This window comes from Sphingobacterium sp. BIGb0116, from assembly GCF_024808035.1.
Lineage (GTDB): Bacteria > Bacteroidota > Bacteroidia > Sphingobacteriales > Sphingobacteriaceae > Sphingobacterium > Sphingobacterium paramultivorum.
The window spans coordinates 40155-55800 of record NZ_JANUDT010000007.1 but is presented as its reverse complement, the minus strand read 5'-3'; the positions used below and the strand labels follow the sequence as shown (position 1 = coordinate 55800).

9 protein-coding genes are annotated in these 15646 nt (G+C 42.1%); all 9 read left to right on the top strand.

What is annotated here, in order from left to right; all coding sequences use genetic code 11:
* Positions 1-6 precede the first annotated feature (6 nt).
* The 9 genes from M2419_RS16850 (at position 7) to M2419_RS16810 (ending at position 15409) form a co-directional block, all read left to right on the top strand.
* On the top strand, positions 7-777 hold the full coding sequence (locus M2419_RS16850; protein WP_159727312.1) for a rhamnogalacturonan acetylesterase: 771 nt from the start codon (positions 7-9) through the stop codon (positions 775-777).
* 8 nt (positions 778-785) lie between these two features.
* On the top strand, positions 786-1565 hold the full coding sequence (locus tag M2419_RS16845; protein ID WP_259255431.1) for a rhamnogalacturonan acetylesterase: 780 nt from the start codon (positions 786-788) through the stop codon (positions 1563-1565).
* A 1-nt stretch (position 1566) separates the two neighbouring features.
* Positions 1567-3162 carry an arylsulfatase gene (locus tag M2419_RS16840; protein ID WP_259255430.1) on the top strand — a complete coding sequence of 532 codons (1596 nt, stop codon included), beginning with the start codon at positions 1567-1569 and terminating at the stop codon, positions 3160-3162.
* 114 nt (positions 3163-3276) lie between these two features.
* Positions 3277-4431: a glycoside hydrolase family 88 protein gene (locus tag M2419_RS16835; RefSeq protein WP_259255429.1), complete on the top strand. Its 1155-nt coding sequence runs from the start codon at positions 3277-3279 to the stop codon at positions 4429-4431.
* Position 4432: 1 nt separating this feature from the next.
* Entirely contained in the window at positions 4433-7390 is a 2958-nt protein-coding gene (locus M2419_RS16830; RefSeq protein WP_153844233.1) for a glycoside hydrolase family 2 protein, read from the top strand.
* A gap of 41 nt (positions 7391-7431) precedes the next feature.
* Positions 7432-7743 (top strand): L-rhamnose mutarotase, encoded by a 312-nt coding sequence (rhaM, locus tag M2419_RS16825; protein WP_153844232.1) that lies wholly within the window; start codon positions 7432-7434, stop codon positions 7741-7743.
* A 12-nt stretch (positions 7744-7755) separates the two neighbouring features.
* On the top strand, positions 7756-10497 hold the full coding sequence (locus tag M2419_RS16820; protein WP_153844231.1) for a glycosyl hydrolase: 2742 nt from the start codon (positions 7756-7758) through the stop codon (positions 10495-10497).
* Positions 10498-10725: 228 nt separating this feature from the next.
* The gene (locus M2419_RS16815; protein ID WP_259255428.1) at positions 10726-13899 is read left to right on the top strand and encodes a TonB-dependent receptor; all 3174 of its coding nucleotides are present in this window, start codon (positions 10726-10728) and stop codon (positions 13897-13899) included.
* Positions 13900-13903: 4 nt separating this feature from the next.
* Positions 13904-15409: a RagB/SusD family nutrient uptake outer membrane protein gene (locus tag M2419_RS16810; RefSeq protein ID WP_259255427.1), complete on the top strand. Its 1506-nt coding sequence runs from the start codon at positions 13904-13906 to the stop codon at positions 15407-15409.
* Positions 15410-15646 lie beyond the last annotated feature (237 nt).

Below are 15646 nucleotides of genomic sequence, written 5' to 3'. Positions count from 1 at the left end.
TAGCAAATGAAGCATACAATAAAATGGATAGGGATGGCACTGACAGCCGTTCTTTTGATATCCTTTGCAAAACAGCAAGATAGACCTACGATTTATCTTATCGGTGATTCGACCGTTAAGAACAGCAATAAGGAATATTGGGGCTGGGGTACCCTGCTTCCTGAATTATTGGATACGACACGAATCCGTGTAGACAATCATGCGATGGCGGGGCGTAGTACACGAACATTTGTCAAAGAAGGAAGATGGGCAAAAGTTGATTCTTTGTTCAAGCCGGGAGATTTTTTATTGATTCAGTTTGGCCATAACGAGGGCAGTAAGCCCGATACCAGCAAACAAGGCTATCGGGGTGTGCTGCGGGGTATTGGTCAGGACTCCGTTGTGCTGGATTGGGGAAATGGAAAGAAGGAGACCGTGCACACTTACGGTGAAAACCTGCGTCGTTTTGTGATTGAAGCAAAGAAAAAGGGGGTAACACCAATTTTGTTATCCATGATTCCGCGCAACCAATGGGATAATCAAGGTAAGGTGAAACGAGCCGACAACGACTTTGGCTTGTGGGCTAGGCAGATTGCAGAAGAACAGGGCGTTCCTTTTTTGGATCTGAATAGTATTACCGCAGATAAATATGATCAGCTTGGTGCTGAACGGGTAAAATCCAATTATTTTCCAGGTGACCATACGCATACGAATAAAGCTGGAGCAAGAGAAAATGCATTGTCTGTTATCGAAGGATTTCGGAGGATTAAAAGCCAATTAGTACAATACATTAAATAAAAACGAAGATGAAATTGAAATTGTTGCCTTGGGCTGCGGTCCTTTTCGCTGTAATCAGTATGTCTTTTTTGGAAAAACAGCATAAACCGACCTTATTTATTATTGGTGATTCCACCGTAAAAAACGGACAGGGAAATGGGGCCAATGGACAGTGGGGCTGGGGAAGTTTGATCGGTCAGTATTTTACATTGGATAAGATCAATGTCAAGAATCGTGCTTTGGGGGGAACAAGTACCCGGACATTTTATAACAATCCAAAGCTTTGGCAGAGGGTACTGGATAGCATACAGCCGGGCGATTTTGTCCTTATGCAATTTGGACATAATGATTCAAGTCCTATTGTGGATACGTTACGTGCTCGTGGAACGATAAAAGGAAATGGCGACGATTACCAAGAAGTGTATAATCCATTGCTGAAGCAACATGAAGTTGTCTATAGTTATGGTTTTTACTTACGTCGATTTGTGAAAAATATTCAAGACAAAGGAGCCACAGCAATTATTTGTTCACCTATTCCGCGCAATGCCTGGGAAGGAAACCAAGTGCGTAAATCGGATTATGCAACATGGGCAAAAGAAGCTGCACAACAGGCTAATGCGTTTTTTATCCCCTTGCAGGATCAAGTGATAGCCCAGTATGAAACATTGGGGAAAAAGAAAGTAGAAACAGAATTTTTTGATCCTAAAGATGCGACCCACACAATTAAAGCAGGTGCTTTGCTAAATGCTAAACTCGTTGCTGAACAATTGAAAGCACAAACCAAAATCGGACTAAAGAAATTTATGTAGTATGATAAAATCTACCTTTCCGCTGACGATCTTCTTTCTGCTCACAGTATTTACAGTCCGTGCACAGCAACGGCCCAATATTGTGTTGATTCTGGCCGATGACATGGGCTATGCTGATTTAGGTTGTTTTGGTTCCGAAATTCAGACCCCACATTTGGATAAAATGGCAAAGGATGGTATTAAGATGACTAACTTTTATAATGCTTCGCGTTGTTGTCCATCACGTGCTTCTCTATTGACCGGATTGTATCCGCATCAGGCAGGTGTGGGCGATATGATGAACAAGCGTCCTTTTCCTGCCTATCAGGGCTATTTAAATAGAAACTCGGTCACATTGGCCGAACTATTGAAAAGCGCAGGTTATGGAACTTATATGGCTGGGAAATGGCATGTTGGACAGGAAAAAGAAAATTGGCCTCGGCAGCGTGGATTTCAGCGCTACTATGGGCTAATTGATGGAGCAAACAGCTACTTTGAAAACCGGCCTTATCGTCCCAAACAAACATTGACGATAGCTTTAGACAATGAGACGATCGTTCCGCCAAAAGATTACTATAGCTCGGATGCCTATACGGATTATGCGATGGCTTTCATTGGCGAGCATTTGGAAACGAAAAAAGAGGATCCTTTTTTTCTATACCTCGCTTTTCAGGCGCCCCACTGGCCTATACATGCCAAACCGCAGGATATTGCAAAGTATCGGGGTAAATATATGGAAGGCTGGGAGGCTATCCGTGAAAAGCGTTTTCAAAAACAGCAGCAGTTAGGGATAGTGCCACCAACGACCAAATTGTCTCCAATGGATACCACCTTGCGAAATTGGAATGATTGCAGCTGGGAAGAAAAAGTAAAATGGGATGAAAAGATGGCTGTCTACGCGGCGATGGTAGACGAATTGGATCAGAATGTTGGCCGACTGGTTGATTATCTCCAATCAAAAGGGCAGTTGGACAACACTGTTTTCATTTTTCTCTCTGATAACGGGGCGAGCAATGAGACAATAACCAATGCGGGATTTACGGCAGAAATTAGAGCTGCGAATGAATTTCCTGCTAGTCATCCACGTTCTTTTACAGCTTATGGAATCGAAGGCGCTGCAGTGAGCAATACCCCTTTCAAAAAGTTCAAGCATTGGGAGTTTGAGGGTGGCAATGCAACCAGTTTTATCGCATATGGCCCCAAGTTTCTGCCTCAAGGAAAACAGTTTGATAGGCCAGCCCATTTGATCGATATCATGCCAACCTTAGCACAATGGTCGGGAGCAAACTATCCTAAAAATTATGCCGGTAATACGATTAAACCGATGGAAGGGGCCTCCTTGCTTCCGCTATGGAATGAGCAACAGAAGGATATGGATAGGGAAATTTGTTTTGAGCACGAAGGTAACAAAGCTGTGCGCAAAGGAAAATGGAAATTGGTCTCTTCCTATCCTGAAAATAGGTGGTATTTATATGATATAGAAAAAGATAGAAGTGAAACAGTAGACTTATCAGCCTCTTTTCCGAAAATATACCGAGAAATGGTTCAGATCTATGAAAACTGGGCGAAAAGGGTTGGTGTGATACCCTACGAGCAGCTCGCTCAAAAACCTTCATGATTTCGCAGACACCAACAGCAGTGAAAGCAAAAGAAGGTTCTCTCTGGCCAATAAGATCAGACACTTTCAGAAAAAAAAGGAATTCCCGTTATGAATAATTATATAAAGAAAAACATGAAAATATTTAATACTTATACGACCACTTTATTGATTGCATTTTTCCTTTCAGCATGTTCATCGACGAAGAAAGTTGTCGAACAGAAGCAGGAATTATCTGCTGTAGATGTACTCCAATCGTTGCAGTTGACCAATCGTTATTTCATGAACAAATGGACAGACACAGGGAAACCGATCTACACCAACCGTTGGCGGCCGAGCAACATCTGGACCCGGGCCGTTTATTACGAAGGGCTCATGGCACTTTATCAGATTGATAAAAACAACGAATACTACAATTATGCAGTGGATTGGGGAAATAAACATGATTGGGGGATGCGCAACGGTTTAGAAACTCGAAATGCCGATGACCAGGCTTGTGGGCAAACCTACCTGGATCTCTATGAGATTGAAGCAAAGCCTGAGCGTATCCAAAAGATTAAAGCCAATATAGATTATATTATCAAATCTGGAAAAGTAGACGATTGGACTTGGATTGATGCCATACAAATGGCCATGCCAATTTATGCCAAACTGGGTGTAATGACGAAGGATCAAACTTACTTTGATTACATGTATAAAATGTATCATCATTCAAAAACGCAGGAAGGTGGAGGCCTATATAATCAGACCGATAAACTTTGGTGGCGCGATAAAGATTTTGTTCCTCCCTACAAAGAACCAAATGGTGAGGACTGCTATTGGTCACGCGGTAATGGATGGGTGGTAGCAGCTTTAGTGAGGGTACTATCTTTAATTCCGGAAAACGAAGTACATCGAGCAGAATATGTAGCGGATTATAAGGCATTGATGGAAGCACTTGTTCCTATCCAAAGACAAGATGGATTTTGGAATGTTAGCCTGCATGATCCCAATAATTTTGGCGGACGGGAAACCTCAGGGACAGCATTATTTGTCTATGGTATGGCCTGGGGTATCAATAATGGTTTCCTGGATGCTAAAATATATCGCCCTGTTGTAGAAAAGGCATGGAAAGCAATGCTAGCAGAAGCGGTACACCCTTCTGGGTTTTTGGGCTATTTACAAGGAACAGGGAAAGAACCTAAGGATGGTCAGCCCGTCAGTTTTTCAAGTCAACCGGATTTTGAAGATTACGGTTTGGGTTGTTTTTTATTGGGGGGGACAGAGGTTTATAAAATGTTGTCAAGATAAGATGAAAAGGTTCCTGTTTATTTTTTGTTGCCTGCTGCTTTCATTCGGTACATATGCTCAAGCGGGGAGGAGGACTTTTAGTTTCAACGCTGACTGGCGTTACCATATTGGCGATGTTAGTGATGCTTCTGCGACAGGCTTCGATGATCGGGCATGGAAGCAGGTTGCCTTGCCTCAAGCATGGAATGAAGATGAAGCTTTCACAAAAGCGATACATGACCTTTCGACAACTATTGTTTGGTATCGAAAAAAGTTTAGTATTCCCAAGGGAATTACTTCCGATAAGGTCTTTTTGGAATTTGAAGGGATTCGCTTTGGCGGAGAATTTTATCTCAATGGAAAATTTATTGGTCGTCATGAAAATGGCGTTATGGCAGCAGGACTTGATATTTCGGACCTGATTGATCGCGATCACGAAAATATCTTGGCCATACGTATAGACAATAGTTGGAGCTATCGTGAAAAGGCAACAAATAGCACGTATCAATGGAACGATAAAAACTTTAATGCAAACTATGGTGGAATTCCAAAAAATGTGTGGATCCACTTTACTTCCAAAATTTATCAGACTTTACCATTGTATTCCAATTTGAAGACTACAGGTGTTTATGTGTATGCGAAAAACATAAATATCCCTGAAAAGACAATGGATCTTTTTGTTTCTTCGGAGGTAAAGAATGAAACCCTGCAATCGCGTCTGGTCAACTTTGTTGCCGAAGTACATAATGCCGAAGGAAAATTAGTGAAAACATTTTCAAAAAAGTTCAATCTTCCTGCCAATCAAACACAACAATTGACCATGAACTCAACCATGAATCAGGTTAATTTTTGGAGCTGGGGTTATGGCTATCTCTATACGGTTACGACAAAAATTGTACAGGACAACAAAACTATAGACGCTGTAAAGACGAAAACAGGATTTCGAAAAACGGCTTTTAAAGATGGCATGGTCTATCTGAATGATCAGGTTTTGATGATGAAGGGCTATGCACAGCGTACAAGTAATGAATGGCCTGCTGTTGGTTTGTCTGTAGCACCTTGGTTAAGTGATTTTAGCAATGGACTGATGGTCAAGAGCAATGCCAATTTGGTTCGTTGGATGCACGTAACACCTTGGAAACAGGATGTTGAATCCTGCGACCGCGTGGGACTGATGCAAATGCTACCTGCAGGAGATGCCGAAAAAGATGTCCAAGGTAGACGTTGGGAGCAGCGAACGGAGCTTATGCGTGATGCAATTATTTATTATCGGAATAACCCAAGTGTCTTGTTTTATGAATGTGGAAACGAATCGATTTCGGAGGAACATATGGCAGAGATGAAGACTATTCGTGATCAATACGATCCAGCTGGCGGACGGGCAATTGGCTCACGTGAAATGCTGGATAGTAAGCTAGCTGAGTATGGTGGTGAAATGTTGTATATCAATAAAAGTGCGCGTCATCCCATGATCGCAACCGAATATATGCGAGATGAGGCCTTACGTAAATATTGGGACGAATTGAGTTATCCTTTTCATAAGGATGGTGAAGGCCCGCTTTATAAAGGTGTAGATGCCAGTGATTATAACAGGAATCAAGATACTTATGTTGTTGAAGCGGTACACCGTTGGTGGGAATATTGGAAGATGCGTCCGGGCACTGGTGATCGCGTAAATTCGGGCGGTGTCAATATTATTTTCTCGGATTCCAATACCCATTTTAGGGGAAAAGAGAATTATAGAAGAAGTGGTGAAGTAGACGCCATGCGTATTCCCAAAGATGCTTACTTTGCCCACCAGGTGATGTGGGATGGCTGGATCGCTCCTGATCCAAAAGGCTTGTACCTGGTAGGACACTGGAACTATGCTCCCGGAACGAAAAAAGATGTATTGGTCGTTTCGGCCGCTGATCGGGTCGAATTAGCTGTGAACGGAAAAGTACAGAAAGAAGCGGAAAAGCTATACGACTTCCTATACCGATTTCCAGCCGTTGATTTTGAGGCCGGCGTATTGACGGCAAAATCATTCACAAAAGATGGAAAGTTGTTAAATAAGAAAGAACTAAAAACAACAGGTGAGCCTTACAAAATCCGTTTGACGGCGCAACATGGTAAAAATGGCTTATTTGCTGATGGTAACGATATGGTATTGGCAGAAGTCGAAGTGCTTGACAAAAACGGATTACGTTGCCCATTGGCTTCTAATACGATTGACTTTAAGTTGGATGGACCGATGGATTGGCGCGGGGGTATCGCCCAGGGGCCTGATAACTATATTTTAGCTACCTCACTTCCTGTGGAGGCTGGTGTAAATCGTGTATTACTTCGCACAAAGTACGATAAATCGGGGCGTGTGATGTTGAAGGCGACATCAAGTGGTTTACTGTCAGATTCAACCGTTTGGACGGTGCAACCGCTCAAAACCATGGCGGATTATTTCGTCAAGGAATCTAACGAAAATTTGCCTTCATTTTTAGCGCGTGGACCAAGTCCTGCGAACCCCACATTGGTGCAACTGAAAAAAAGTCTCAAAATCCGTGCAGTTGCTGCTGGTGCCAATCAAGAGAAAGCATCACAATCTTATGACGACAATGAACTGTCGGATTGGGTCAATGACGGACAACTAGGTACCGCCTGGATTACATATACTTTGCAGGAAAAATCCGATATTGATGAAGTTGACCTGAAACTGAATAATTTTAGATCAAGATCTTATCCATTGCAGATTTTTGTGGACGAAAAACTTGTTTTCGACGGCAATACAGATGTGACATTAGGCTATTGTACCTTGTCATTTCCGCGTACAAGGGGTGAAAAAATAACAATAAAACTTAAAAATGCACCTTTTACCACGAGGGAAAATAATCAGGTTGAAATGGGGGGCAAGAAACTTGATGATGGTGTGGCCCGTAATGACGCGAATGCCAAAGGCACCTTGAGCATTATCGAAGCTGACATACATCAGGTATTGGCCAATTAAGAAAATTTGTCGATCATAAAATAGTTGAAGACTTAAAAGAAATGGAGAAAATAGCATTTAAAATGAAATTGAAACCGGGAATGTCTGCGGAATATAAGCGGAGACATGACGCGATCTGGCCAGAATTAATAACCTTATTACGCGAAAATGGGGTGTCTGATTATTCCATTTTTTTGGATGAGGAGACAGACACTCTATTTGCTGTTCAATATTTAGCAGGACATTCGTCACAAGAGTTGGGTAAGGAAGCTATTGTTCAGCAATGGTGGGATTATATGTATGATATCATGGAAGTACATGCCGATCATTCTCCAGTATCGGTCAGTTTGAAAAAAGTATTTCACCTAGATTAGGCCAATTGTAACATGAAGAAAATTTATATATCATTAGTGCTTGCTTGTAATCTGTTGGCTGTCGGTCGAACGATGGCGCAGGATTTATGGCCAGCAGTTACCAAAGAAATGAGGCCTTGGACGCGTTGGTGGTGGCTCGGTTCGGCTGTGGACCGACCTAATCTCGAACGCGAATTAACCTTATTTGAAAAAAGTGGTTTTGGTGGAGTTGAGGTAACACCTATTTATGGCGCTAAGGGATTTGAATCCAGCTACCTGAACTTTCTTTCACCAGAATGGATGAATATGTTGGGGGTAACAACGGATAAGGCCAATGCCTTGGGCATGGGAGTGGATATTAATTTGGGAACTGGTTGGCCATTTGGGGGACCTCAAATCAAAGAAAAGGATGCCGCTACCAAATTGATCCTAGATGAATTTGAATTAAAAAAAGGTGAAAAAGTCACCTTTCCCTTAAAGCCTAAGGATCCTAAACAACATTATTTCTTTTTGCAGGCATTACGGGCATTTAGAGCCGACAATAGCGAGATTAATCTGGATGATCATATTTCAAAGACTGCTGGAACATGGGAAGCCCCTACCGATATTCGTTTAATAGCTGTCTTTTCTGGTAGAACAGGGCAGAAAGTCAAACGTGCCGCTCCGGGAGGAGAAGGATATACGTTGGATCACCTGGGGAAGCATTCTGTGGCATCTTATTTCAATAGATTTGCCGAAGCTTTTCAGGACAAACCATTGCATGTACGTGCTTTTTTTAACGATAGCTACGAAGTATACGGTGCGAATTGGACGGATGAGTTTTTGCAATCATTCGAACGGATAAAGGGATATAGGTTACAGGATCATCTCCTGGATTTTGCAGGTAAGGGCAAGAATGAAGCTAAAACAGCAGGCCTTAAATCGGATTATCGTGAAGTTGTGGATATACTGCTTGCCCAGAATTTTTTGACCCCATTTACGGATTTTGCCCATCGCTTTAGCGCAGTCTCAAAAAATCAAGCCCATGGATCTCCAGGAAATCTTATTGATTTGTATGCGGATACAGATATTGCGGAGTGTGAAACCTTTGGATCCAGCAGTTTTGATATTCCTGGATTAAGACGGGATACTGCTGATATCCGTAATGTGGATCCAGACCCCATGATGGCGAAATTTGCGACGTCGGCAACAAATGTATACGGTAAAAAATATACTTCTTCGGAAACATTCACCTGGCTGACGGAACATTTTAAAACTTCTTTGTCACAAACGAAACCAGAAGTCGAACAACTATTCCTTGCTGGAGTGAATCATGTATTCTATCATGGGACAACCTATTCGCCGAAAAATGTACCTTTTCCCGGATGGTTGTTCTATGCTTCCGTTAATTTTGTTCCACAAAATTCGTTCTGGGACCACCTTACCGGTTTGAATCAATATATTACACGTGTGCAATCTATCTTGCAATCTACGCGTGCTGACAACGAACTGCTGGTATATTGGCCCATTTATGATATTTGGAATAATGCCAAGGGAATGGATAAGGCATTAAAGGTTCATGATGTTGACGAGTGGTTACATCCGACGCAATTTTATAAACAAAGTGTTCAGCTGCAGAAACGGGGCTATAGCTTTGATTTTGCAACAGATAAAATTCTGGCGGGAACTACAGTAAACGAGGGGAAATTACAAACCTCAAAGGATGCGATCCCTTATCGGGCAATTTATATACCTGCCTGTCATTATTTTTCTGAAGTGACACTGCAGAAAATCCTGGAAATGGCCAACCAAGGCGCAACTGTCATCTTCCAGCAATTACCGCAAGAGATTCCCGGATATAGCCAATTAGAGGAACGTCGTACACTGTTTAATAAATTAATTGCATCGCTAGGTTTCGAAAAGGATAAAGCGAATCAGTATACAGCTTTTGGAAGAGGCAAAATCTATCTTACGACAGATGTCAATTCGGCGCTCGAAACAGAAGAGATCGCACCAGAACGGATTAACCAAACAGGGTTGAAGTTTTCACGCAGAGCCGCTGGTAAGGACAGGTATTATTATTTGGTCAATCATAGTGGACAGACCGTTGATCGTAACATTACACTAAATGCACAGGCTTCACATTATTCGCTGTTAGATCCCCAAACTGGGCGGACATATCAGTTGCCATCAGCTAACGGCAAAATACGGGTGCAGATTCCATCTGGCTATTCCTGGATAGTCCTTGCCTCAGTGCAACAGGCCGGAGAACCCTTTCGTTATCAGGACGAGTTAAACCAAGTGGCGCAATTGGATCGCGATTGGAAAGTGAGTTTTATTGCTGGTGGACCTGTTTTACCAAAGGCTAAAAAGCTCGATCAACTCTCCTCCTGGACAGATTGGGGAGACCAAGATGCTGTCAATTTTTCCGGAACAGGGGCTTATGAAACAACAATTTCGATCAATAAGGATCAATCAAAATCCTATCTACTGAAATTGGGTCGTGTTGCTGAAAGTGCAAAGGTCTATGTCAACGGAAAGGAGGCCGGTGTGTTATGGTCTATTCCGTTTCAGCTAGATATTACAACAATGCTTGTCAATGGGGAAAACAAGATTCGCATAGAGGTTGCCAATTTAATGGCAAACCGTATCAGCTATTTAGACCGTAAAAAAGTTGCCTGGCGAAATTATCACGAAATCAATTTTGTCAATATCAATTATAAAGATTTTGATGCAAGCGGCTGGAAACCCATGGAAAGCGGTCTGATTGGACCTGTTACCATTTGGAGTTATTAAAAGCAAAAAGCAGTAAGCACTATTGAAAGCCTCGTATAAAACGAGGCTTTTTTTTGGACATTACTTTTTACAATTTTGATGGTTAAAATATACAAAACAGAGTGCGTTTTAAGTTTTTAAAATTTGCAATTGTCTGGTTATCATGTAAGTTCAGGGCAGTTAATCAAACGAGTTCTTTTAAATTGATTTACCAATATAAATCAGATTAATAATTAAAAAACTCAATCCATGAAAAACATAATGCGATATGGGGCCATTGTTGTGGCTCAAATGGCTTTTACGCATGTATTGTATGCACAGGGGACATTGACGGGAAAAGTTGTTGATAATAAAAATCAGCCGATCAGTGGCGTTACAATCCAGGTAAATGGCAAAAATGAAGGGGCAAGCGGTCAAAATGGTGATTTCAGTATTCATGCAAAATCTGGTGACAACATTGTATTTCGTTCTGTGGAATACCAGCAGAAAGAAGTCCGCGTATCAACATTAGCATTTCTACGTGTTGAGTTGTTGCCGAAACAAGAAGCATTGGATGAGGTTGTCGTCATTGGCTATGGATCCCAAAAACGAACTAACCTTATAGCTCCGGTTTCAAAGTTTAATGCTGAGAATCTCGATGAGCGCCCTATTGCACGGGTTGATCAAGCCCTGATCGGACAGATGTCCGGTGTACGGGTTAAGCAATCTACAGGTGTTCCCGGAAAAGGGTTAAGTGTTCAGGTCAGGGGATCGGGCTCTATTACCGCTGGAAGTGAACCCTTGTATGTCATTGACGGTTTCCCACTGTCAACGGCTTCGCAAAACGGCTCGGGAAACTATGCCTCAGGAAATCCGCTGGATAATATGAACCCCAACGATATTGAATCTGTGGAAGTCCTAAAAGATGCATCTGCAGCTGCAATTTATGGATCCCGGGCAGCAAACGGAGTTGTTTTGATCACCACAAAACGCGGGAAGAGCGGCCAGGCTAAAGTAAGTCTCAATTCATACGTAGGCATGTCCGAGGCTTATAAAAAATTGGATATGTTAAATGGTGAAGAGTGGATAGATAGAGCGGTGGAGATGATCAATGCACAATGGGAAGCCTCGGGTACCGGAAGGCTGGCAAGCCAAAGCAATGCCGAACGACGGAAAATATTGGGACTCGCCGACGGGACATATAATACATCTTATATGTATGATGACCGTTGGCTGGAACCCGGACATCCCGGGCTTTACCTTATCAATTGGCAAGACGAAGCGTATAGAAAAGGAGTGATACAAAACTACCAGGTTGCGGCTTCGGGAGCGACAGAATTTGTCAATTATTATATCTCGGGGAATTACCTCAATCAACAAGGTATTGTGAAAGGCTTGGATTATAAAAACTATACTGCCAGAGCTAACGTTGAAGTAAAACCGAATAAAAAATTCGCATTTGGTTTAAACTTAGCACCTACCTATTCTATCGGAAATGACCCCGGAGTGGAAGGAAAGGATAATATCATGCATCAGATTTATTCGATGTCACCTGTTCAGGACCATCCTGCTGGAACAGTAAACGTTTTTGACAATGAAAAATATCCTTGGAGTACTTCAACAAACGATCCCATTGCCAAATTGAATTATTATATCGGGGAAAACAAAATTTCACGTTTACTGGGGACAGTTTACGGACAGTACAATATTCTTGATAACTTCAATTTTAAGACTACAGTTAATTTGGATCAAACCGATAGCAGAAGTAATAGATTTCAGCCCTACACTGTAGGCGGAACTTTGGCTAACCGAACCAACAACCCGAATCAAGCTACCTATGGCTCCAACAGTGTGTATCGAAAGCAAACTTTTGTAAACGAGAATACGTTAAATTATCATCTCAATTTTGACAAACATGATATTACCGCTTTGCTGGGGCAAGCCTATAATTTTGATAAACTTGAAACTTCTTCCATCACCTCGCAGGGAGGTTATACCAATAGTTCTATAGCAACTTTGAACGGTGCAGTTGCTACAGTTGCCTCAACAGGCGCAACACAAAGTGTCTTGCTTTCTTATTTTGGGCGTGTCCAATATGCCTATGACGGTAAGTATTTGCTTTCTGGAAGTATTCGTCGGGACGGCTCATCGCGTTTTGGATCCAATACAAAATGGGGTTGGTTCCCATCGTTGTCCATGGGCTGGCGTCTGTCACAGGAGAGTTTTATGAAACCAGTTACCTTTATCAATGAGCTGAAATTACGCGGAAGCTATGGTGAATCAGGGAATAACAATATAGGTGATTACAGTAGCATTGCCTTGTTGGGCTTTTATAATTATTCGTCAAATGGCCTTTCCGTTTCTGGACAGGCGCCAAGCAATATCATTAATCCGGATCTAAGATGGGAAAAATCGCGGACTTATGATGTGGGATTGGATTTTGGCCTTTTGGGTTCCCGCATTACAGGATCATTTGACTGGTATACCCGGAAGAGCAGTGATTTATTGCTAAATGTTCCTTCCATGCTTTCGACAGGTTTTTCTTCCTATTTGGATAATGCAGGAGAGGTGAAAAGTAAAGGCTGGGATTTAGAGATCACGTCCCATCAGGTCAGAAAAGCAGATTTTTCATGGTCTACTTCTTTTAATATTAGTCATAATTCCAATAAAGTAACAAAACTTGATGGTGAGCAAAAGGAGATTTTAATACCGTCCTCATTTGATATCCAGCATAGTCTTTTACGGATTGGCGAGCCGATGTATAGTATTTATGTCGTTAAACAAGACGGCATATTGAGTCAAGCAGACATTGATGCTGGGGCTGCGTTGTATGGTAGCCAAAAGGCAGGTGATCCAAAATATGTGGATGCCAATGGAGATGGTGTGATTGATGCGAATGACCGTGTGATTGTGGGACATCCAAACCCGAGCTATGTATGGGGGATAACCAACAACTTTAAGTATAAAAATTTTGATTTGAGTTTTATGTTCCAAGGCCAGAATGGTGGTCATATCTATTCCTTATTAGGACGTGCCTTGGGACGTACCGGTCAAGGATCATCAGACAATGCGCTTGGATTTTATCGGGATAGATGGCGTTCGGAAGAGGATCCTGGAGAAGGTCGTGTTGGAAAAGCTTATTCAACTTTTGGACGGATTAAAAATACAGATTGGCTGTATTCGTCGGACTATTGGCGTTTACGCAACGTCACTCTTGGTTATAATATAAAAGACCTGAAATTGGGGAGTCAGTCCAAACTTAGTTTGGTCCGTTTATTCGTGACATTGGAGAATTTTTGGGGAAAGGACAAATATGACGGGGGTGTGAATCCGGAATCTTCAAACACAAATCTAAGCGGAAGCTCTGATTACCCCGAGGCGGGTGATTATGGGGGCCTGGCAATTCCAAAGACAGTGACATTTGGTTTAAACGTAAATTTTTAGAACGATGAAAAAATTGAGCCTATTTTTTTTGATAGCAGGTCTATTGGGATCTTGCAAAATGGATCTGAACCAGCAACCAATTTCGAGTGCTACTTCAGATACCTACTTTAAGACAGCAAATGATTTTATTCAAGGATTGAACGCTATATATAACAGTACACGAGGATATCCTGATCGCCTGATGAATCTCTCGGAAACACGATCGGATAACTTGTACGCAGTGTCGGACGGCGGAGTGCGTGATTGGGAAGGGATCAACAGTTTTCATAAAACGATTGCGAGTAACCCCTATGTGATAGAAGCTTGGCAAACAAATTTTAACGGCATCTTTCGTGTAAATAATTATTTGGAACAACTTGCGGCGAATGGTTCCACGGCTATTATTGATGAAAGCCTTCGCAATAGAATGGAAGGCGAAGCCCGGTTCTTGCGTGCATTTTTTTATTTTGATTTGATCCGATACTTTGGCAAAGTGCCACGGATAGACAAGGTGGTATCCGCCAGCCAAGCTAAAAGCATTGGCCGGAGTAACGTGGAGGAGTTGTATGCTTTGATTATTGAAGATCTGAACAAAGCAATTAATGCGCTGCCTGCACCCAGTGCGTACGCTGCTGCAGATAAAGGCCGTGCCAATAAATACGCCGCAAAAATGTTGCTTGGCTTGGTCTATATGACACGGTCAGGACCCACATTGGGCGTTGAAGGTGCGGGTTTGAACAGTAACGAATGGGGGAAAGCGGTGGAGCAGTTCAACGAGGTGATCAACAGCAATGAATTTAGTTTGCTGACCAGCTATAATAGCATTTTTGATTACGGTAATGAGCGCAACAAGGAAGTGATTTTTAATATTGAATATTCAAGCGGCGCTAATCCTGTTGTTGGGGCAACATTTCCTTGGGTGCTTGTGCCTGATAATTGGTTCAATTCACTCGGGCTAGCCACGCAAGGAGGCTTAACAATCAGGCCAGTATCTGATGACCTGCTTAAGCTGTATGATACAGGTGACAGCAGAAAGACGTTCAGTATTCAGCAAGGATATATCTATGGCAATGTTGCTGAAACAAGATCATTTGTTAAGAAGTTTGTAGACCTTACCAAAGTGCCTGCAAATCGAATGGATTGGCCGATCAATTATATTGTATTTCGTTATAGTGATTTGCTGTTGCTAAAGGCGGAGTGCATATTGAATGGCGCCCCTGGGAACATTCAAACGGATGTAGATGCGGTCGTCAATCAAATCCGAAAACGTGCTGGATTGACAACTGAACTCACCAATATCACTAAATCACAGCTGATGGACGAACGGAGACGGGAGTTTATTGGCGAAGGCTTACGATGGTTTGATCTGATCCGCAGTGGTAATGTCGAATCTGTCATGAAGGCTTGGATCAGGAAAGAGGACGTCGCAAAGCAGATGTCAGATTTTCAAGCGAATTACGTCCTATATCCTGTACCACAGTCAGAACTAGACAATAGTCCGGGCTTGTATACACAGAATCCAGGATATTAATATTTTGATTAATTCAATCGCCCTTAGCATTTAAGGGCGATTTTTTTATTTTTGGCGCCAGCTAATGACAGGATTGAACAGGATGGTTATTACAAATCATCCTGTTACTTTTAACCAACATTATAAGCCTAAGGGGAAATCTGATTATTTTTTTAAGCCAGTCGTCCTATAAAGCAATAAGTAAAGATCATACAACATTTTCATTATCTCGTATAATGAAAACCGATTTTCACTACC